Genomic DNA, 20,298 nt, shown 5'->3' on the forward strand with positions numbered 1-20,298 from the left:
CTAAACGAAAGAATACGCCATGCCTAAAGCCACTTTTTATACACACGTCGCCCAACCGGCCGCCTTTGCCTGCCGCCTGATTGCGCGCGCCATACGCGATGGCGGGCAGATTTTGGTGTGGTCGGATTCTGCTGCGGCAGTGCAGCAACTCGACATCGATTTGTGGCAGCAAATTCCCGAAAGCTTTATTCCGCATGAAGTCTGGCTGCCTACCGACCCCATGCCGTCTGAAACGCCGGTATTGCTTGCGTTTGGAAATGCACTGCCGGATATTCCGCAGGATTGCACGGTTTTAAACCTGTCTGCCGATTTCTGGAGCCAAGCCCCGGCCATTCCAAACCGTATCCTTGAAATTGTGGGCAACAGCTTAGAAGATTTGGCCGAAGCCCGAGACCGTTTCCGAGCTTATCGTCAGAGTGGATTTGAGATTGAGCATTTTTCGAGAGAAGGAAAGGATTGAGTTTTGAAGATATTCAAGGCCGTCTGAATATAAACAAAGGGACATTTTGATGATGTCCCTTTGTTTTTTAGATTGATTATCGGAAGGCTTCGCGCCATATGCCTAAAATATGAGACAACAGCAGAAAACGTAGAAATAGTGGAAAAAGCGTTCGAAAAGGGAAGTATTGGCAAGATACCATTGAACAGACTGATGGTGGTGTTGGGGATTTTTGAGGATTAAGTTGGGGAAACGGACAATCGAAGGTACGGCAAACAAGTCAAACAGATTGAGGAAGATAGTAACCAATAATGAAAAACCGATTGTCTCATGAAATACGTCGAATGGTTGCAATGAAATGGTGTGTGCAAATAGGGAGGTCAGGGCAGATTTGTTGGACATCCATAAATAAAACAGCCCACCGATAGACAGGTAAAGCGCAAACCGGGCCCATATGGATAGTTTGCGTGGCAAATAAAGGATAAAGAATAAGTTGAGCAGGATAAAGAAAATAGGAAAAACTGATTTCATGGGTTTGTTTGCTTACAGTTTGGTATTTAAAGCTGCTAAGGGAAACGCATTATTGATTGTATGAAAGGCCGTCTGCCATTCTATTTTATGGCCGTCTGAAAAAGATTTGCGTAAGGGCAAGGATTTCAGACGGCCTTAAGTTTTTTGAAGTCAAAAAATGATGGTTCAGGATTCGGTTTTGGAGGCCGCGTTGGCGAAATAGCGGTTGGATACCGGATTGAAGATGAGGAGCAGCAAAACAGGGTGGAGTATGGATTGAATAATGATTTGTTGGGAACTATAGCTCGCCATATCGCTATACACCATGATCAACGAAGCGGCCGCCAACAAAACAGCCAGCCAACGGGCGGAACGGTTGCCTGAAAGCAGACCGACGGCAATAAATACCGGCAAGGAAAGGAGTATGAAGTATAGGGGCATAGACAGCCACCAAGGCAGGAAAGGGAATGCTAAGGCTGCAACCTCTATCAGTACATCGCCCGAATAAATTGCAAGAGCAACAGTGATAAAGCAAGTAAGGGCAGTTAGGATGAAATAGAGAACGGTAGCGATGGTAACAGGGATTGGACGTTTCATGTAATAAAAGCCTTGGATAGAATATCGGGGATAAGGATTAAAATCGGTATCGGCCAAACCTTGTTATCGAAGGCAATGGCCGTCTGAAAGCAGGCTATTCGTCTTTCTCAAATGAAGAAAGCTTGATAATGGCAGGCTGGAAGACTGCAACCAAATAGATCATGATAGGGAGGATAAGATACGTAAAAGGAATATCTGCGCGCAATAGTGCAATTAGAAAGGCAAGGTATAATGTCAGCAGGGCAAGGAAAATAACGCTCTTTTTCCATGTCGCTTGGCGGATTTCTTTTGCAGTCGGTTGCTTATAGCGGACTTTTTTGTGGCAGGTCGGACATTCTTTAATGCTTTTCAGTCCTTTGAATGCACTACCCCGAATCGGATTGGAACAATGAGGACAAGAAAATGGGGACGATTTCATTATTTTTTATTGGGCCGTATAAAGTATTGCCCATCCGGAAAAGCGGGTTGGATGGGCAAAGTATATGTTTATTCGTCTTTTTCAAAAGATGAAAGTTTGTTTTGAATCGGGATAATGTAGTAGACGAGAAAGCCTATAACTAATGCCGTACTGATATATGGGGGAAATGTACCAAACAGGCTGATCAGTATTGCCGCTACGATGCAGACAACTACTACAAAAATAGCAAAAGGCTTCAGTAAAGCTTTGAAATATTCGCCAACAGGCGGTTTTTTGAATTTGACTTTTTTATGGCAGGAAGGGCATTCTTTGACTGCGGCCAAACCTTTAACCAATCCGCCTTGGATCGGGGCATGGCAGTGTGGGCAGGGGAGTGAAGGATTAAGATTGTTCATTGTGTTCAACCTGACTTAGGGTTTGGAAAGGTGGTATCGATGTTGCCGATACTACCGCTATTTATCGGAAACAATAGGCTTATTGGGAGTATTTTTTGCCTAAAGCTTCGGCAGCTTTTTGTATTTCTTGATTGGCTGCACGCAGGGTTTCTTGCAATTTTTGAGATTTTTCTTGGAAATCATTGGCAAATTTGAGCGAATCTTTATCTTTGCCGTTGATAGTCAGCTCAGAAGCATGTTTGCCTGCATAAATCATCATGTTGTTGGCAGCACTGCTGACTTGTAATGCACGATCCAGAACTGCTTTGATTTCAGGATCTTTGATGTCGAGGGCAGCTGCGCTCTGATGGAATTGTTCCAGTGCGGCAGTCAGTTTGTTCATCTGCTCCAAAGCTTCCTTTTCTTTATTTTGGTTAGCCAAGTTTTGCAATTCTAGGCCTAGCTGAGTAATTCTTTGAGCTTCTTCACCGGTGGTGAAGTGAATGAATTTTTGCAATTCGGCAAGACCGTCTGGAGATTTTTTATCGGAAATGACGATAGGTTCGGCCAGTTTAGGATCTGCTTCTGGGAATTCGCTCAGGGCTTTTTCGTATTTGTTGGCAGAGCTAGATTCGCTTTGGGCAACTTGTTCTGCCGGTTTGTCGCTGCTGCCTTTATTGCCGGAGTCGCCGCAGGCTACCAGTAGGGAAGCGGACAAGATCAGCATACCGAATTTGTTTAATACGTTCATATTAGGATTCCTTCTTAAGTTAGGAGAAAATTGGGGGAAATTTGTTTTTATTGATGAGCGTAGATAATTGTTTGTACTTTTGTTCTATTTTATTACAGATTTGTTTATTTTTCTCAAATTAGGTTAAGTGGTATATTTTTGGAATTAAACGGCCAAGATGGGTGGTTGTGAAATATTGAACATATAATGAAATTAACAAGGGTAATAATAAGGCAAACTGTGCTGTTTTGAATTAAAGTAGATTTTTTTATTAAGGTGTTATTAACTAGTGCGATGAAATAAAAAAGGCCGTCTGAAACAATAAAGTTTCAGACGGCCTCTTTGACAGGCTGGAAATTAGTTGCCTAAGTCGAATGCTTTATGCAGAACGCGGGTAGCCAGTTCCATGTATTTTTCGTCAATCAGGACGGATACTTTGATTTCGGAAGTTGAAATCATTTGGATGTTGATGCCTTCTTCTGCGAGGGTGCGGAAGATTTTGGCGGCTACGCCGACGTGTGAACGCATGCCCAAGCCGACTGCGGAGACTTTGCATACGGTGTCGTCGCCGTCGATGCAGGCGGCGCCGATGCTGTCTTGGCGCTGTTGCAGGAGTTCGATGGTTTGTTTGTAGTCGCCGCGTGGAACGGTGAAGGAGAAGTCGGTTGTGCCTTCGCTGCCGACATTTTGGATGATCATGTCGACTTCGATGTTGGCATCGGCCACTGCGCCGAGGATTTGGTAGGCAACGCCGGGTTTGTCAGGTACGCCGCGTACGTTGATGCGGGCTTGGTTTTTGTCGAATGCGATACCGGTTACGGCTGCTCTTTCCATGTTGTCGTCCTCTTCAAAGGTAATCAGGGTGCCGTTGCCGCCATCTTGCAGGCTGCTGAGTACGCGCAGGCGCACTTTGTATTTTCCGGCGAATTCTACGGAGCGGATTTGTAAAACTTTTGAGCCGAGACTGGCCAATTCGATCATTTCTTCAAAAGTGATCGTGTCCATGCGGCGCGCTTCGGGTACGACGCGCGGGTCGGTGGTGTAAACGCCGTCCACGTCGGTATAAATTTGGCATTCGTCAGCTTTGAGGGCTGCGGCGATGGCAACGGCGGAGGTGTCGGAACCGCCACGGCCGAGGGTTGAGATATTGCCTTCGCTGCTGATGCCTTGGAAACCGGCTACGATAACGACTTTACCGTCGGCCAAATCGGCACGCATTCTTTCGTCGTCGATGTTTTCGATGCGGGCTTTGGTGTGGGAAGTGTCGGTTTGGAGGGCGACTTGCCAGCCGGTGTAGCTCTTGGCGTCAACGCCGATGTCTTTCAGAGCCATGGCCAGTAGGCCGATGGTCACTTGTTCGCCGGTAGCGAGAACGACGTCGAGTTCGCGCGGATCGGGATGCTCTTGCATTTCGTGCGCCAGTGCGACCAGTCGGTTGGTTTCGCCGCTCATGGCGGATACGACGACTACGATGTCGTGTCCTTCGGCGCGGGCTTTGGCGACACGTTTGGCTACGTTTTTGATGCGTTCGGGCGAGCCTACTGATGTGCCGCCGTATTTATGTACGATTAACGCCATGTTTCGTGCTTTCTTGTGGGGGTTGTCGGGCAGCTTGGTTTGCTGGAAAAAGGGTTATTATTACTATTTTTTACATGAAATTCAAGGATGGGAGGCGCTTTTTTGAGTAAATGCGCATAAATGGACGGGGTTAAAAAAGGCCGCCTGAAATCTTTCAGACGGCCTTGCTGCTTATCGGGACAAAAGGGCGGCCTTTTGGTGTTGGACTAATTCGGCAATCCCTTTGTGTGCGAGGGCAATGAGTTTGCCCAATTCTTCGATGCTGAACGGTGCGCCTTCGGCCGTACCTTGGATTTCGATTATTTTGCCGGATGCGGTCATGATGATGTTGACGTCGCTGTCGCAGCCTGAGTCTTCGGGATAGTCTAAGTCCAAAAGCGGTACACCGCCCACCACGCCGGCGGAAACGGCGGCAACGGCTTCACGGATGGGGTTTTCGCTGATAAGGCCGTCTGAAAGGAGTTTGTCTACGGCGATTTGCAGGGCAACGTAGGCACCGGTAATGGAGGCGGTACGCGTGCCGCCGTCGGCTTGGATGACGTCGCAGTCAATCAGGATTTGGCGTTCACCGAGTTTTTCCATATCGACGACGGCGCGTAGCGAGCGGCCGATCAGGCGTTGGATTTCTTGCGTGCGGCCGGATTGTTTGCCTGCGGCGGCCTCACGGCGCATACGGGAGGCGGTGGAAGCCGGCAACATGCCGTATTCGGCCGTTACCCAGCCTTGTTCTTTACCGCGTAGGAACGGTGGGACATTTTCGTCGATGGAAGCCGTGCAAATCACTTTGGTGTTGCCGCACTCGATAAGGCAGGAACCGTCGGCGTGGGGAAGAAAGTTTGGGGTAATTTTGATATTGCGCAGGCTGTCGGCGGCGCGGCCGGTGCGGGTGTAGTCGCTCATGATGGTCCTTTGGGAGGAATAAAAAATAGCTTGCCTTGAATTATAGAGGAATTTGGCATCAAAGGCCGTCTGAAAATCGTCGGTCGGGTGTGTTATAGTGTCCATACTTTCACTCGTATTTGGAAACGGAGTAAAACCATGGCTACAAGACGAACTATTCAAATCCACAGCATGACCGGCTTTGCTAATGCCGCAGGCGAATGCGGCGGCAAGCGGATTAATTTGGAAATCCGCGCGGTCAACCATCGTTATTTGGATGTTCAATTCCGTATGCCGGAAGAGTTGCGCTATTTGGAAGGCGCGTTGCGCGAGCAGATTGCCGCGGCTGTGGCGCGCGGTAAATTGGAGTGTCGTGTTCAGCTGCAAGATGCGGCTTCGGGCGGTCAGACTTTGGAAGTCAATCAGGATTTAGTCGCACAACTGGCGCATTTGAACAAAGAATGGCGCAAGGAACACAATTTCGGCAAGCTGAGCGTGGCAGACGTTTTGCGTTTCCCCGGCGTTTTGGCAGGCCAGGGCGAAGATGCCGAGGCTTTGGCCAAAGGCGTTAAAGATTTATTGACCAGCGCTTTGAAAGAGTTTACAGCCGCCCGCAAACGCGAAGGCAAAAAACTGGGCGAGCACCTGCTGCAACGCCTGGATGGCATGGAAGAGATTGTGGACGCTTTGAACGAATTGTTCCCCAGCCTTCTGCAAGCGCATATGGATAAAGTCAAAACCCGTTTGGCAGAAGCCGTCGGCAATATCGACAACGACCGCTTGCAACAGGAATTTGCTTTGTTCATCCAAAAATCCGATGTGGATGAGGAATTCAGCCGTTTGCGCACCCATATCGCCGAAGTACGCCGTATCGTTACCGAAGGTAAGGGCAGTGCAGGTAAACGCTTGGATTTCCTGATGCAGGAGCTTAACCGCGAGGCCAATACATTGGGCAGCAAAGCCATCGCCGCCGAATGCACGCAAGCTTCTGTCGAACTGAAAGTCTTAATCGAACAAATGCGCGAACAGGTTCAAAATATCGAATAAATCGATCATGAACAGATAAAACAAGGCCGTCTGAAAAGTTTCAGACGGCCTTTGTGTTGATATGGGACGGAACCGGTTGAGTTTATTTTTAACATTATTGGAGGCGGGCTTCCTGTTTCGTGACTATCATTGCGCTAAAGAGTTAACATGTGTTAAATTATGGCAATTATTGTCATGATAAAAACATACAAAGGAGTAAAAACATGAACTTTCTAACCGCAGTCAGTCGGCAAATGACCCGCTTCACCGCCCTGATTATCGTCCTTGCCTCCATCATCGCCTTTATTGAACCGGCCACTTTTTCGTGGGTAAAAGGCGATACGCAAGTCGTCGTACTCGGCATTATCATGCTGGGTATGGGCATGACTTTGGGCAAAGAAGATTATCAAATTCTGGCGCAACGTCCGCTCGATATTTTTATCGGCGCCATCGCCCAATACACGATTATGCCCTTGCTCGCCATCGGTATTGCCAGAGCCTTCGACCTGTCGTCCGGATTGACGCTGGGTTTGGTTTTGGTCGGTACCTGCCCGGGCGGTGTTTCGTCCAATATCATGAGTTTTTTGGCTAAAGGCGATGTTGCCTTTTCGGTTGGCATGACCACTGTTTCCACCGTCCTCGCTCCTGTGATGACGCCGCTGTGGATGACTTATTTGGTCGGACAAACCGTCGAAATGGACGGCTGGGGTATGTTCAAATTTATGCTGCTCGTTACTCTGTTGCCTGTCGTTATCGGTTCTGTCGCCAATATATTGCTGCATAAAAAACATTGGTTTGAAGACGTGCGCGCGATTATGCCTGCTGTTGCCGTTATCGCGTTTGCATGTATTGTCGGCGGCGTTGCTGCCGTTCATGGCCACCGTTTCGCCGAATCCGCCTTCGTGATGGTACTCGCCATCGCCGCCCACAACATCGGCGGCTACATCCTCGGCTATTACAGTGGCGCATTGACCGGCATGAACACCGCTAAAAAACGCACCCTCGCCATCGAAGTCGGCGTACAAAATGCCGGACTTGCCACCGGTTTGAGTGCTAAATTCTTCCCCGGTAATGCCGAGTCCGCCGTTGCCGCCGCCGTTGCCTGCGTTTGGCACTCTGTATCGGGAACGGTTTTGGGTAATTTGTTTGCCTGGTGGGACAAGCGTAAGCAATAAGTTGTAAACATTACCAGATAACAAAAGGCCGTCTGAAATATTTCAGACGGCCTTTTGATTGCTTTTTATCAATGTGCTTTATGTGTCGTGCTGTACACGATTTTGTCCGTTAAAGCCATGGCGAGGGCGGAAATCAGGAAGCAGATGTGGGTAATACATTGCCACATGATTTGTTTTTCCGACAGATTGGCGGCGTTGAGGAAGGTTTGCAGCAAATAGATGGAAGAGATGCTGATGATGGACATCGACAGTTTGACCTTCAAAACCGAAGCATTGACGTGGCTGAGCCATTCGGGTTGGTCGGGATGTTCGTCAACGTGGAGGCGTGAGACAAAGGTCTCGTAGCCGCCGACGATAACCATGGTCAGCAGATTGGCAATCATCACGACATCAATCAGGTTCAATACAGCGATCATGATGGTGTTTTCATCCATGATGCTGAAATTGGATACCAAGTGCCACAAGGATTTGAGGAACTTACAGGCATAAATGACTTGGGCGATAATCAAGCCTATATAAATCGGCAGTTGCAGCCAACGGCTGGCGAAAATGAAATGCGCGAAGATGCCCATTCGGTCGTGGGCTGTGCGTTTGGTTGGAGTGGAATGTTCCATAAAATGTGTTGTGTGTAGGAAAGATAAGGGGCGGCATTTTAATGGAAAAGTTTTTAAGCTGCAATTTGAGTGGCTGAATTTAAAAAGAAAGGCCGTCTGAAAACAGAATATCGTTCCTTGTTTTTCAGACGGCCTTGTAGGTTGTCAGGACAGGCAAACACGCGCAAAATCGCTTTGCTTTTTAGAGATGGACATTATGTTTGCAGATTCGTTTTTTATTATCTGGTGTTGGTCGGCTTTGCCGCAGGGCTGATGGATGCGGCGGTTGGCGGCGGCGGGCTGTTGCAGATTCCCGGATTGTTCAACCTATTGCCAAATACCATGCCTGTGGCCTCGGTGATGGGTGTCAATAAATTTGCTTCCTGCTGCGGCACGTTGACCGCGACGGGGCAATATCTGCGCCGAATCCCCGTGCCGTGGAAAATGCTGCTGCCTGCCGCGGCGTTGGCGTTTGCCGCTTCATATTTGGGCGCGAAAACGGTGGTGTATTTCCCCGTGCAATACATGAAACCGGCAATGCTGGTCATCATGATTGCCATGTGTTTGTACACTTTTTTGAAAAAAGACTTGGGGCAGACGGTGCGCACTGAAAAGCTGACGCGCCGCGAAACTTTATGGGGCTTATTTTTCGGCGCGTTAATCGGGTTTTACGACGGCGTGTTCGGGCCGGGGACGGGTAGCCTGCTGGCTTTTGTGTTCGTCCGCTTTTACGGCTATGATTTTCTGGCGGCCAACGCTTCGGCAAAGGTCATCAATTCGACCACCAATCTTGCCGCGCTGACGTTTTTTATCCCGCAAGGCCATGTCGTGTGGGCATGGGCAATACCGTTGGCGGTGGCGAATTTATGCGGCGGCGTGGTCGGCGCGCGCTTGGCAATGCGCGGCGGAACCAAGCTGCTACGTTACGGATTTATGTTGCTGCTGTGCCTGACCATTGGGAAGTTTGCTTGGGATTTATTGGGTTGATATTGAATGAAAAAAAGGCCGTCTGAAAGTTTCAGACGGCCTTTGCATTTTACAGTTTAACCGAATGCTCGCGTGTTTCGTGGAATACGATATCCGGCCAGCGTTCTTGTGTCAGATTAATGATTTGAGACGTTCTAACAACTGGAAAAAACGATTCATGAGTACATTCATTATTACAACCATGAGCGCATTCAGGGGAAACTAAAAGGACTGAGCTCTGTGAATTACAGAACTCAGTCCTTGAACTAAATCAGTCTAACTTTTGGGGTCAGATCATTTTACGGAGCTTTTTTTGTTGTGTGCTTTAAGCCATTTTTGCATTTGTTCAATTTCCGCTTGTTGTGCGTTAATAATATCCTCAGCAAGCTTACGCATCTCAGGATCCTTTCCGTATTTTAATTCAACTTCCGCCATTTTTACTGCGCCAATATGGTGTGGCAACATACCTGCTGCAAAAGCAACATCAGGATCTTTATATTGCGCAGCTGCCATCATGTCTTGATTCATTTGATTCATACCTTGCATTAATTCTTGTTGCATTGCAGAATTTGTCGACATTGGCATATTCATGTGTGCTTGATGCGGTTGTTCATTAGCTTGGGCATAATTTGAAATTGCAACAGCGCTAAGTGTGATAAAAGTCATAAGTTTTTTCATGTTTTTCGCCTATGTGATAACTGAAGGAGCACAAATTATAAACTTTGACCTAAAGTTAAAGTCAACATTTATTCCGAAAATGTTTGGTGAGGTGCTAAAAGCTAAAATAAGACAATATTTGAGCTGCGTTACGGATTTATGTTGCTGCTGTGCCTGACCATTGGGAAGTTTGCTTGGGATTTATTGGGTTGATATCGAATGAAAAAAAGGCCGTCTGAATGTTTCAGACGGCCTTTGTGTTTTACAGTTTAACCGAATGCTCGCGCGTTTCGTGGAACACGATGTCCGGCCAGCGTTCTTGCGTCAGATTCAGGTTGACGCGGTTAGGAGCAAGGTAGGCGAGGTTGCCGCCTGCGTCTATCGACAGATTGCCTGCGTTGGCTTTTTCAAATTCCGCCAACTTTTTCTTGTCTTCGCACGATACCCAGCGTGCCGACCAGATGGATGCGCTGTCGAACACGGCCTCTACGCCGTATTCGTTGGCGAGGCGCGAGGTAACGACTTCAAACTGCAACACGCCGACCGCGCCCAAAATCAAATCTGCGCCGCTCATCGGTTTGAACACCTGTACCGCGCCTTCTTCGCCAAGCTGTTGCAGACCTTTTTGCAGTTGCTTGATTTTCAGCGGGTTTTTGATGCGTACGCTGCGGAACAGTTCGGGCGCGAAGAATGGGATACCGGTAAACGCCAGTTGCTCGCCTTCGGAGAAGCTGTCGCCGATTTGGATGTTGCCGTGGTTCGGGATGCCGATGATGTCGCCGGCGTAGGCTTCTTCTACCAGCTCGCGGTCGTGCGACATGAAGGTTACCACGCTGGAGGCGGCGATTTCGCGGTTGATACGCAGGTGTTTCATCTTCATGCCGCGCTCGAATTTGCCGGAGCAGACGCGCAAGAAGGCGATACGGTCGCGGTGTTTCGGGTCCATATTGGCTTGGATTTTGAAGATAAATCCGGAAAATTTCGGCTCGTCCGGCTCGACCATGCGCACGGTCGCGTCGCGCGGTTTCGGCGCAGGCGCCCAGTCAATCAATGAATTGAGGATTTCCTGAATACCGAAGTTGTTAATCGCCGAGCCGAAGAACACGGGTGTGAGTTCGCCGGCAAGGAATTCGTCGAGATTGAACTCGTTGGAAGCCGCCTGCACCAATTCGATTTCGTCGCGCAACTGCTGGATTTCCAGCGGAAAGCGTTGCTCCAATTCAGGATTGTCGATGCCTTTGATGATGTCGAACTCGTGCGGCAGGCGTTCGCCGCCGGCTTCAAAGAGATAGATTTCATCGTTCAGGATGTGGTAGACGCCTTTGAAGTTTTTGCCCATGCCGATCGGCCAGGTTACGGGCGCGCAACGGATTTGCAGGATGTTTTCCACTTCGTCCAGCAACTCCAAAGAATCGCGCACTTCGCGGTCGTATTTGTTCATGAACGTGACAATCGGCGTGTTGCGCAGGCGGCAGACGTTCAAGAGTTTGATGGTTTGCGCTTCCACACCTTTTGCCGCGTCGATGACCATTAACGCGCTGTCGACGGCGGTCAATACACGGTAGGTATCTTCGGAGAAGTCTTGGTGTCCCGGCGTGTCCAAGAGGTTGACGGTATGGTCTTTATAGTCGAACTGCATCACGGACGAGGCCACGGAAATGCCGCGCTGCTTCTCGATTTCCATCCAGTCGGAGGTGGCGAATTTGCCGGTTTTTTTGCCTTTTACCGTACCCGCGCTTTGAATCGCACCTGAAAACAGCAGCAGTTTTTCGGTCAGCGTGGTTTTACCCGCGTCGGGGTGGGAGATGATGGCAAACGTGCGGCGGCGGCGCACTTGGTCGAGGATTTCTTGGGACATGGTTTTCTTTGCAAAAAGTTTCAGGCCGCTTTTTCAGACGGCCTGAAGGATATGGGTGTTGGAAAACAGGCTAAAATAAGGGCGTGTGCAACACGCCCTGCAATAGATTGAAAGATGCGGAATTGTACAAAAAAATGCTTGATAATTCAATGTTTGTACCAAAACAAAGGCCGTCTGAAAAGTTTCAGACGGCCTTTGGTTATGAATCGATGATTAAATATCCATCGGTTTCCATTCCGCGCCTTTTACCGGCGGCAGCCATGATTGCGTACCGCTGGAGGCAAATCCCCACAAGGTGTCGGGGAGGCCGTAATGGTCGGCGCGCGTCGGGTCGAGTTGCGTTTCGATTTCATCTTCGCGGCCTTCACGGATTTGCGTGGCGATGTGCGGATTAATCATCACAGTTTTGCCCAATGCGATAAATTCTGCCCAGCCGGTTTCATAGGCGGCCAAAATTTGGTCGGCGGTAAATAGGTTGCCCACGCCGATAAGCGGCAGTTTGCCGTTGATGCGTTCGTGGATAAACTGCATACGGGTTTGGGCGGTATCGCCGCCGCGACGGATTTTTTTATCAAATTCCCACAGGGAAACGTGCAGATATTGCAGCGGTTTTTGTACCAATGCGTCAATCAGTGCGCCGGTTTCGGTCATGGTTAAGCCGTCATCGCCCGGCTCTTCGGGGGAGAAGCGGTAGCCGATAATGAAGTCATTGTGCTGGTGTTTTTCACGGACGGCAACCACGGCATCGATAACGGCCAGAGGGAAGCGCATTCTGTTTTCCAAGCTGCTGTCCCATTGGTCATTGCGGCGGTTGCTTTGGGCGGAGTAAAACTGTTGGATTAAATAGCCGTTCGCGCCGTGGATTTCCACGCCGTCAAAACCGGCACGAAGCGCCAAATCGGCGGCTTGCGCATAAGAGGCGATGAGTGCTTCGACTTCTTCTGCGGTCGCTTCGCGTGCGTGTTCGGCTTCGCTGGCGGAAGCGCTGATTTTGTCGAGACCGTCCAAAAGGTCATCAATGGCTTTGGAACCGCCGTGATGAATTTGCAAAATCGCTTTTGCGCCTTGCTGTTGCAGGATTTGTGCGGTTTCTTTCAGACTGTCGAGGCAGTGTTCGCCTGTGGCTTCAGGTTGGCCGTGAAAGGCTTTGCCGTCTTTTTGAACCAAAGTGGCGGCAGTGATAAACATGCCCATATCGCCTGCGCGGTTGCTGAGGAAAGTACGCTCTTGGTCGCTGATCAAACCGTCGGCTTGTGAGCCGAAATGGGTCATGGGGGCGACGACAAGGCGGTTTTTGATGGTTACGCCGTTATTGAGGGTGTATGTTTGGAAGAGTGGGGCGTATTTTGGATTCATGGAGTTTTACTCTTGATAAGTGAATGGTTGGCAGAGAATTGGGCCATTCGGGAATTTATCAAGTAAACAGGCCGTCTGAAAAGTTTCAGACGGCCTGTTTATTCTTTAAGCCTTAGGATTAAAGATTAGGATTAACAATGATTTTTACTGCGGATTCGTTGTTGTGGATCAAGCGCTCGAAGCCTTCGGAAATCAATTCGTCCAGTTTGATGCGTTGAGTGATGAAAGGCTCAAGGTTGATTTTGCCTTCTTCAACCAATTTGATGGTTTCGGCGTGGTCGTTGCAGTAGGCGATGGTGCCGCGCACGTCCAGTTCTTTCATCACAACGCTGTGGACGTTGATGGTAGCGGGGTGGCTCCAAATGGATACGATGACGACTTTCGCAGTCGGACGGCACGCTTCGACCATGGTGTCCAGCACTTTGTTGACGCTGGTGCATTCGAATGCAACGTCTACGCCTTCGCCGTTGGTCAGTTTTTTCACTTCTTCAACGACATCGACTTCAGATGGGTCGAGGATGTAGTCGGCAACGCCGGCTTCGCGTGCTTTGTCTTTACGCGCTTTGCTCAATTCGGTGATGATGACTTTGATGCCTTTGGCTTTCAATACGGCGGCCAACAGCAAACCGATTGGGCCTGCGCCGCCAACCAAGGCGACGTCGCCTTCTTTCGCGCCGCTGCGTACATAAGCATGGTGACCGACAGACAGAGGCTCAATCAAAGCAGCTTGGTCCAATGGGATTTTGTCGGAAATAGGGTGTACCCAACGGCGTTTGACGGCGATTTTTTCAGACAAGCCGCCACCGCAGCCGCCCAAGCCGATGAAGTTCATGTCTTTGGAGAGATGGTAGTTGCTGCCTTCGCCGGTTGGTACGTCGTCGCGGATGATGTAGGGTTCGACAACAACGTGTTGGCCGACTTTGATGTCGTCCACGCCTTCGCCGACGGCATAAACCACGCCGGAAAATTCGTGACCCATGGTAACTGGCGCAGACTCGCCGGAGATTGGGTGCGGATGGCCACAAGGCGGAATGAAAATCGGGCCTTCCATGAATTCGTGCAGGTCGGTACCGCAGATACCGCACCAAGCAACATTGATGCCGACAGTACCCGGAGCTACGGTTGGCTCGGGAATGTCTTCGATGCGGATGTCGCCTTTGTTATAAAAACGTGCTGCTTTCATTGTAACGCTCCTTTTTTAAAGTGGAGGCCGTCTGAAAAAGACGGTCAATTGGGGAAAGGGAAGCAGTGTGGCGTGTGAAATGTTTTTATTGATATGTTTTATGTTTGTTATTTTACTACTGATAATATGGAAATGGTTTGTCTTTGCTCAAATTAAAGTTTGTAAATGAAAAAAAAAGGCCGTCTGAAATGGATAATCTGTTTTCAGACGGCCTGTGGCAATAGTTTGAATGCGTTATGGTGTAAGATTGTTACTTTTGCCGCGCTTCAGATGCTTTTGGTAGGCGATGACGTAGTCGGCCTTGCTTAAGCCCGCCAATACGCGGATGTGGGCGGCGGCGGATTTAGACATGGATTCCAAGGTATATCCGCCCTCCAGTACGGAAACGACACGTCCTTGACAGCTTGCCGTTGCTTGGACGATTTTGTGCGTCAGCCAGGCAAAGTCGGCTTCATGCAGGTTCAGACGGCCTGTTTCGTCTTGTTTATGCCCGTCAAAACCTGCCGAAAGCAACACCAACTCGGGGCGGAAGGCCGTGAGCTTGGGCAGCCATTGTTCGCGGATGGTCGTGCGGAAGATACGGCTGCCTGTGCCCGGTTTGAGGGGCGTATGCAGCATATTCTTATTGCCGGCGTATTGTTCCGCCTGAGGGAAGGGAAAGATGTCGGTTTCAAACAGGTTGAAAAACATCACGCGCGGATCGTCTTGGAGAATCTCCGCCGTACCGTCGCCGAAGTGGACGTCGAAATCGATGACGGCGATGCGTTGCAAGCGGTATTGGGCAATGGCGTACATCACGCCGGCGGCGGTGTTGTTAACGAGGCAGAATCCGCCGGCGCTGTTGCTGTGGGCATGGTGGCCGGGTGGGCGGATGGCGCAAAAAGCATGCCAGGCCTTTTTGTTCATCACCATATCGACTGCTTTGACAACGGCTCCGGCCGCAAAACGGGCGGCTTGAAGGGAGTCGTGGCAGATGACCGTATCGTCATCGATGCGGTGGATTTTGCCGGGTAGCGGCTGGGCGGCCTCCAATTCGTGCAGATAGTTGCGCGAGTGGACCAATGCCAGCTGCGCATCTTTGATTTCCGGTGCTTCGGTGGTTTGCAGGCGACGCCAAATGCCTTCTTGTTTTAAGGCAGTTTGAATGGAGCTGATGCGTTCGGGCCTGTCGGGATGGTTAGGCCCCGGCTGGTGCTGTAGGAATATCGGATGCGAAATCCATACGGTGCGGGCGTTTTTGCCAAACAAACGGCGTAGGCGGGTGCTGATGCGCCAAAGGATTTTTTTGAACATGGAACAGTATGTGTCGGACAAGTCGTAAAGACTGCTAAATATGGTTAATAAATACGGAAATACTTGGAAATTTTTCAGACGACCTTTAGAATAGCTCAATTTTGCAGTCCAACCAATGTATTTGATTGCAGTGTGCAGTTTTTTACTTAATCTAAAACTTGAAAGAACGGATATATTATGAATCAAGCAGTGTCCCAATTGGTCCCTTTCGTACTGATTATGGTTTTTGCCTACTTCTTGCTCATACGCCCTCAAAACAAGAAATTCAAGGAACACCAAGCCGTGCTTGCCACTTTGAAAGTCGGTGATAAGGTTGTTTTGGCAGCAGGTTTCAGAGGTCGTATTACCAAGGTCGGCGAACAGTTTTTTACCGTGGACATCGGTCAAGGTGCGAAAATCGAAGTGGAAGTTGAGCGCAACGCGATTGCCGCGAAAGCCGAATAATCCGTTTTTTTGCAAAAAGCCGCCTCATTTTCCGAGCGCGGCTGTTTGCCTTTATAAATAAAGCAAAGGTTTACCATGAACCGTTATCCTTTATGGAAATACCTGCTGATTGCGTTCACGATTGTGGTTGCGGCTGTTTACTCGCTGCCCAACCTTTTCGGTGAAACGCCTGCCGTACAGGTATCGACCAACCGACAAGCCATCGTGATCAACGATCAAACCCAGTCTAAAGTGGATGCCGCGCTGAAACAGGCAGGTATTCAGACTGATGGTATGTTCATCGTCGACAACTCGCTGAAAGTGCGTTTTAAAGATACCGAAACGCAACTGAAAGCGCGCGACGTCATCGAAAATACTTTGGGCGAGGGCTATATTACCGCGCTAAACCTGTTGGCAGACAGCCCTGAGTGGATGGCAAAAATCAAAGCCAATCCGATGTTCCTGGGTCTGGACTTGCGCGGCGGCGTGCATTTCACCATGCAGGTGGACATGAAAGCCGCGATGCAGAAAACGTTTGAACGTTATTCCGGCGACATCCGCCGCGAATTGCGCCGCGAAAAAATCCGTACCGGCACGGTGCATCAGACTGAAAACGGTCTGACCGTGCCTTTGCAAGATGCTACTGATGTACAAAAAGCCTTGCCTCAGTTGCAAAAATTGTTCCCTGAAGCCACGCTGCTGCCGGACGGCAACAATATCGTGCTGACTTTGTCTGAAGAGGCAATCAATAAAGTACGTTCTGATGCGGTTAAACAAAACATCAATACGTTGCACAACCGTGTGAACGAATTGGGCGTAGCCGAACCGGTTATCCAACAATCCGGCCTTGACCGCATTGTCGTACAGCTGCCGGGCGTACAAGATACTGCCAAAGCCAAAGACATTATCGGCCGTACCGCGACTTTGGAAGTGCGTATGGTGGAAGACGATCCGATCAAATTGCAAGAAGCTTTAAACGGCAATGTGCCGACCGGTTACGAATTGCTGTCAAGCGGTGGCGATCATCCGGAAACTATCTTGGTCAACAAACAAGTTGAACTGACCGGCGACAACATCAACGATGCGCAACCTAGCTTTGACCAAATGGGCGCGCCTGCCGTGAGCCTGAGCCTGGATAGTGCGGGCGGCAGCATTTTTGGCGAATTGACTTCGGCCAATGTGGGTAAACGTATGGCTATGGTGTTGATCGACCAAGGTAAATCCGAAGTCGTTACCGCACCAGTCATCCGTGCCGCCATTACCGGCGGCCGCGTGGAGATTTCCGGCAGCATGACGACAGCCGAAGCCAACGATACTTCATTGTTGCTGCGTGCCGGTTCGCTGGCCGCGCCGATGCAGATTGTCGAAGAACGTACCATCGGCCCGTCTTTGGGTAAAGAAAACATTGAAAAAGGTTTCCACTCTACCTTGTGGGGCTTTGCCGCTGTTGCTGCATTCATGGTGATTTACTATCGCTTGATGGGTTTCTTCTCTACCATTGCCTTGAGTACCAATATCTTGTTTTTGGTGGGTATTTTGTCTGCCATGCAGGCAACGCTGACCTTGCCGGGTATTGCCGCCTTGGCTTTGACCTTGGGTATGGCGATTGACTCCAACGTGTTGATTAATGAACGTATCCGTGAGGAACTGCGTGCCGGTGTCGCACCGCAGCAGGCCATCAACCTCGGTTTCCAACACGCTTGGGCAACCATTGTCGACTCCAACTTGACCTCCCTGATTGCCGGTATCGCTTTGTTGGTATTCGGTTCCGGCCCGGTACGTGGTTTTGCGGTTGTACACTGTATCGGTATTCTGACTTCGATGTATTCATCCGTGGTCGTGTTCCGTGCTTTGGTCAACCTGTGGTACGGCCGTCGCCGCAAATTGCAAAATATTTCCATCGGTTCGGTATGGAAGCCGAAAGCTGAAATGGCAGAAGGCAAGGAGTAAAACATGGAATTATTTAAAATCAAACGCGATATTCCGTTTATGAGCTACGGCAAACTGACGACCTTTATTTCGTTGGTTACGTTTATCGCCGCCGTGTTCTTTTTGGTAACCAAAGGCCTGAATTTCTCCGTCGAATTTACCGGCGGTACGGTGATGGAAGTCCAATATCAGCAAGGCGTTGATGTGAATAAAACACGCGAACGCCTCGATACGCTGAAAATGGGTGATGTACAGGTTCAGGCCTTGGGTACGAACAAGCACATCATGATCCGCCTGCCGAACAAAGAAGGCGTAACCTCCGCCCAGCTGTCCAACCAAGTGATGGATTTGCTGAAAAAAGACAATCCTGACGTTACCTTGCGCCAAGTCGAATTCATCGGCCCTCAAGTCGGTGAAGAATTGGTCACCAATGGTTTGATGGCATTAGGCTTTGTGGTGGCAGGTATCATTATTTACTTATCCATGCGTTTTGAGTGGCGTTTTGCAGTATCCGCGATTATTGCGAATATGCACGATATCGTAATTATTCTCGGCTGTTTCGCCTTCTTCCAATGGGAATTCTCTCTGACTGTCTTGGCAGGTATTTTGGCAGTTTTGGGTTATTCCGTGAACGAATCTGTGGTTGTGTTTGACCGTATTCGTGAAAACTTCCGTAAGCCGCATATGCGCGGCCACACTGTGCCAGAAGTTATCGACAACGCGATTACTGCAACTATGAGCCGTACCATCATTACCCACGGTTCGACCGAGGCAATGGTTGTTTCTATGCTGGTGTTTGGTGGTGCAGCCTTGCACGGTTTCTCCATGGCGCTGACCATCGGTATCGTATTCGGTATTTACTCTTCCGTATTGGTTGCCAGCCCGCTCTTGCTGATGTTTGGCTTGAGTCGTGAGAACATTGCCAAAGAAGTGAAGAAAAAAGAAGAAGTTGTAGTTTAATCGCTGCAATGCTGCGATAAAGGCCGTCTGAAAATTGATTGAATCAGTTTTCAGACGGCCTTTTGTATTTAAATTTCAGAATATTTTGTTTTAATGAAATAGGAGGGGATAAATGTGAAAGAAAAAGAAAAAAATAGGAACAATATAATTTTGTGATGAATCAAGTTTATTGTCTGATGTGCCCTTAATTGCTTGTCAGTCCCAATATTTTAAAACATAATACTTTTGCCCCCGATGCTGGAGTTTTACTACAAGTACATGATTTGCAAAAAATCTGTCGGGTGTGCAGACCCTGCCAATCAACCTCAAAAAAGGAAGGCCAAGAATGAAAGTAACCAGTTTCGGCGAAGTGCTGTGGGACGATTTTCCAAAGGGAAAAGTATTGGGTGGCGCCCCCTTGAATGTTGCTGTCCGTTTGCAGTCTTTGGGTATCGATGCTGCCATCATCAGCCGTCGCGGCGATGATGCCGATGGCGAAGAATTGCTACGTCAAATTCAAAGTAAAAACGTCAATACTGATTATTTGCAGGTTTGTCACGAATGTGCGACCAGTTTGGTGAAAGTACACTTGGACAAGTCTGGCAGCGCGTCTTATGAGATTGTTTATCCTTGCGCGTGGGACAGGATTGCGGTTGATGATGCGGCAATTAAACGTGTGGCAGAATCCGATGCTTTCGTTTTTGGCAGCTTGGCAACCCGCGATGAAGTTTCGCGTAAAAGTTTGGCTGTTTTGCTGAAAGAAGCCAAATTCAAAATTTTTGACGTTAATCTGCGTAAGCCTCATTACGATATTGACCGCTTGTTGGAGACTATGAAACAGTCCGATATGGTCAAACTCAATGATGATGAGTTGTATGAATTGGCTGCGGCTTACGGCTCTCCTTATCACAGTATCGAGCAAAATATCAGCTACCTCGTTGAGCTGACCGGCGTCAAAATTCTTTGTGTGACTTTGGGTAGCCATGGCGCAGTTTTGTATAAGGACGGCGAGTTATACCGCCATTGCGGTTTCCGCGTCAAAGTGGTGGATACTGTCGGCTCCGGCGACAGCTTCCTTGGCGGTTTGACTTACAAGCTGCTCAATAATGCGCCTCCTCAAGAAGCCATTGCTTTTGCTTGTGCGCTGGGTGCATTGGTGGCTTCACGTCATGGCGCGACGGCGGATATTTCTTTGGAAGAAGTTGAAGCGTTTATGAATCCTGCTTGATATTTTGACAAGAGACATAAAAAGGCCGAGACCTTTGCAAAAAAGTCCTTCCCCCAACAGCCAAAATCCAAACACAGGTTTTCGGCTGTTCCTATTCCAAATCACTCCTGACTCTACTCAAATACCCCCTTAATCCTCCCCGGACAC

General features: G+C 49.1%; 21 protein-coding genes and 1 pseudogene. 9 read left to right on the forward strand and 13 right to left on the reverse strand.

Annotation, left to right across the window (positions count from 1 at the left end; translation table 11 throughout):
• Positions 1–19: 19 nt before the first annotated feature.
• Positions 20–460 (forward strand): DNA polymerase III subunit chi, encoded by a 441-nt coding sequence (locus TW89_RS11560; protein WP_128581510.1) that lies wholly within the window; start codon positions 20–22, stop codon positions 458–460.
• Positions 461–562: 102 nt separating this feature from the next.
• Here TW89_RS11560 and TW89_RS11565 read toward each other — a convergent pair whose 3' ends face one another.
• The 7 genes from TW89_RS11565 to rph form a co-directional block, all read right to left on the reverse strand.
• Entirely contained in the window at positions 563–970 is a 408-nt protein-coding gene (locus TW89_RS11565; RefSeq protein ID WP_128581511.1) for a hypothetical protein, read from the reverse strand.
• Positions 971–1,135: 165 nt separating this feature from the next.
• Positions 1,136–1,546 (reverse strand): hypothetical protein, encoded by a 411-nt coding sequence (locus tag TW89_RS11570; protein WP_128581512.1) that lies wholly within the window; start codon positions 1,544–1,546, stop codon positions 1,136–1,138.
• Positions 1,547–1,640: 94 nt separating this feature from the next.
• The gene (locus TW89_RS11575) at positions 1,641–1,964 is read right to left on the reverse strand and encodes a dimethyl sulfoxide reductase (protein WP_128581513.1); all 324 of its coding nucleotides are present in this window, start codon (positions 1,962–1,964) and stop codon (positions 1,641–1,643) included.
• A 68-nt stretch (positions 1,965–2,032) separates the two neighbouring features.
• Positions 2,033–2,359 carry a purine permease gene (locus TW89_RS11580; protein ID WP_223168895.1) on the reverse strand — a complete coding sequence of 109 codons (327 nt, stop codon included), beginning with the start codon at positions 2,357–2,359 and terminating at the stop codon, positions 2,033–2,035.
• A 79-nt stretch (positions 2,360–2,438) separates the two neighbouring features.
• Complete coding sequence (locus TW89_RS11585) at positions 2,439–3,089, reverse strand: hypothetical protein (protein ID WP_128581514.1); 651 nt, start codon at positions 3,087–3,089, stop codon at positions 2,439–2,441.
• A 336-nt stretch (positions 3,090–3,425) separates the two neighbouring features.
• Positions 3,426–4,646: an aspartate kinase gene (locus tag TW89_RS11590; protein WP_128581515.1), complete on the reverse strand. Its 1,221-nt coding sequence runs from the start codon at positions 4,644–4,646 to the stop codon at positions 3,426–3,428.
• Between the two features lie 171 nt (positions 4,647–4,817).
• Positions 4,818–5,546, reverse strand: coding sequence for a ribonuclease PH (rph, locus tag TW89_RS11595; protein WP_003745651.1), 729 nt, complete (start codon positions 5,544–5,546; stop codon positions 4,818–4,820).
• Positions 5,547–5,684: 138 nt separating this feature from the next.
• Here rph and TW89_RS11600 point away from each other — a divergent pair, with 138 nt between their 5' ends.
• Positions 5,685–6,572: a YicC/YloC family endoribonuclease gene (locus tag TW89_RS11600; protein ID WP_283114749.1), complete on the forward strand. Its 888-nt coding sequence runs from the start codon at positions 5,685–5,687 to the stop codon at positions 6,570–6,572.
• A 203-nt stretch (positions 6,573–6,775) separates the two neighbouring features.
• Positions 6,776–7,726 carry a bile acid:sodium symporter family protein gene (locus tag TW89_RS11605; RefSeq protein WP_128581516.1) on the forward strand — a complete coding sequence of 317 codons (951 nt, stop codon included), beginning with the start codon at positions 6,776–6,778 and terminating at the stop codon, positions 7,724–7,726.
• Between the two features lie 68 nt (positions 7,727–7,794).
• Here the strand turns inward: TW89_RS11605 and TW89_RS11610 are convergent, their stop codons facing one another.
• Complete coding sequence (locus tag TW89_RS11610) at positions 7,795–8,340, reverse strand: TIGR00645 family protein (RefSeq protein ID WP_128581517.1); 546 nt, start codon at positions 8,338–8,340, stop codon at positions 7,795–7,797.
• 252 nt (positions 8,341–8,592) lie between these two features.
• On the opposite strand from TW89_RS11610, the gene TW89_RS11615 reads away from it, so the two are divergent.
• Entirely contained in the window at positions 8,593–9,306 is a 714-nt protein-coding gene (locus TW89_RS11615; RefSeq protein ID WP_283114751.1) for a sulfite exporter TauE/SafE family protein, read from the forward strand.
• A gap of 138 nt (positions 9,307–9,444) precedes the next feature.
• Positions 9,445–9,555, forward strand: a pseudogene (locus TW89_RS11620) (IS3 family transposase); the annotation flags it as partial.
• A gap of 24 nt (positions 9,556–9,579) precedes the next feature.
• Here the strand turns inward: TW89_RS11620 and copM are convergent.
• From copM to TW89_RS11645, 5 genes are all read right to left on the reverse strand, one after another.
• Entirely contained in the window at positions 9,580–9,963 is a 384-nt protein-coding gene (copM, locus tag TW89_RS11625) for a CopM family metallochaperone (RefSeq protein ID WP_128581518.1), read from the reverse strand.
• Positions 9,964–10,204: 241 nt separating this feature from the next.
• A complete protein-coding gene (locus TW89_RS11630; RefSeq protein ID WP_070849271.1) occupies positions 10,205–11,800 on the reverse strand; it encodes a peptide chain release factor 3 in 1,596 nt (531 codons plus the stop codon).
• A gap of 213 nt (positions 11,801–12,013) precedes the next feature.
• Entirely contained in the window at positions 12,014–13,156 is a 1,143-nt protein-coding gene (locus TW89_RS11635; protein WP_128581519.1) for an NADH-dependent flavin oxidoreductase, read from the reverse strand.
• A gap of 118 nt (positions 13,157–13,274) precedes the next feature.
• Complete coding sequence (locus tag TW89_RS11640; protein WP_003745670.1) at positions 13,275–14,339, reverse strand: 2,3-butanediol dehydrogenase; 1,065 nt, start codon at positions 14,337–14,339, stop codon at positions 13,275–13,277.
• 234 nt (positions 14,340–14,573) lie between these two features.
• Positions 14,574–15,632, reverse strand: coding sequence for a histone deacetylase family protein (locus TW89_RS11645; RefSeq protein WP_128581520.1), 1,059 nt, complete (start codon positions 15,630–15,632; stop codon positions 14,574–14,576).
• A 177-nt stretch (positions 15,633–15,809) separates the two neighbouring features.
• On the opposite strand from TW89_RS11645, the gene yajC reads away from it, so the two are divergent.
• From yajC to TW89_RS11665, 4 genes are all read left to right on the forward strand, one after another.
• Positions 15,810–16,076 carry a preprotein translocase subunit YajC gene (yajC, locus tag TW89_RS11650; protein ID WP_049330898.1) on the forward strand — a complete coding sequence of 89 codons (267 nt, stop codon included), beginning with the start codon at positions 15,810–15,812 and terminating at the stop codon, positions 16,074–16,076.
• A 75-nt stretch (positions 16,077–16,151) separates the two neighbouring features.
• A complete protein-coding gene (gene secD / locus TW89_RS11655) occupies positions 16,152–18,005 on the forward strand; it encodes a protein translocase subunit SecD (RefSeq protein ID WP_128581521.1) in 1,854 nt (617 codons plus the stop codon).
• A gap of 3 nt (positions 18,006–18,008) precedes the next feature.
• The gene (gene secF / locus TW89_RS11660) at positions 18,009–18,944 is read left to right on the forward strand and encodes a protein translocase subunit SecF (protein WP_003686183.1); all 936 of its coding nucleotides are present in this window, start codon (positions 18,009–18,011) and stop codon (positions 18,942–18,944) included.
• Positions 18,945–19,269: 325 nt separating this feature from the next.
• Positions 19,270–20,151 (forward strand): carbohydrate kinase family protein, encoded by an 882-nt coding sequence (locus TW89_RS11665; RefSeq protein WP_128581522.1) that lies wholly within the window; start codon positions 19,270–19,272, stop codon positions 20,149–20,151.
• The last annotated feature ends 147 nt before the right edge of the window (positions 20,152–20,298 follow it).

The sequence above is a fragment of the Neisseria flavescens genome (assembly GCF_001618065.1).
In the GTDB taxonomy this organism is placed as follows: domain Bacteria; phylum Pseudomonadota; class Gammaproteobacteria; order Burkholderiales; family Neisseriaceae; genus Neisseria; species Neisseria flavescens_A.